At 66.0% G+C, this 620-nt stretch carries 1 protein-coding gene; it reads left to right on the top strand.

Going from position 1 to position 620, the window contains the following annotated elements; genetic code table 11:
* Positions 1 to 614: amino acid permease (locus C9414_RS20825; protein ID WP_142398072.1), on the top strand; the 614-nt coding region annotated here is incomplete at its 5' end.
* Between the last annotated feature and the right edge of the window lie 6 nt (positions 615 to 620).

Here is a 620-nt window from a genome sequence, read left to right as displayed (position 1 = left end):
TGTTGGTCTGCACCGTGCTCTACATCGCGATGGCCGCGGTGATGACCGGCCTGGTGCCGTACCAGCTGCTCGGCACCGATGAGCCGGTAGTGACGGCGGTGGCCGCGCATCCGCAGCTGGGCTGGCTGCGCTGGGTGGTCGAAGTCGGCGCACTGGTCGGCCTGTCCTCGGTGGTGCTGGTGATGATCATCGGCCAGCCGCGCATCTTCATGATCATGGGCCGCGACGGCCTGTTGCCGCCGGTGTTCACCAAGATCCACCCGAAGTACCGCACCCCGCACATCAACACCGTGATCACCGGCATCGGCATCGCGCTGCTGGCGGCGCTGTTCCCGCTGGACATCCTCGGCGAACTGACCTCGATGGGGACGCTGATCGCGTTTGCCGCGGTGTGTGCCGGCGTGCTGATCCTGCGTCGCACCCAGCCGGACCTGCCGCGCCCGTTCCGCATGCCGATGGCCTGGCTGATCTGCAGCCTGGGCGTGCTGAGCTGCCTGGCGCTGCTGTCGGCGATGACGATGCACAACTGGATGCTGATGGGCGTGTGGACCTTCGTCGGCTTCGTGATCTATTTCTGCTACGGCTTCAGGCATAGCCGTCTGCGGGGTAAGTGAGGGGTT

Origin of the sequence: Bacillus sp. Nf3 (genome assembly GCF_003028545.1) — a bacterium.
GTDB lineage: Bacteria > Bacillota > Bacilli > Bacillales > Bacillaceae > Bacillus > Bacillus safensis.
This window is presented reverse-complemented; position numbering and strand designations above follow the sequence as displayed.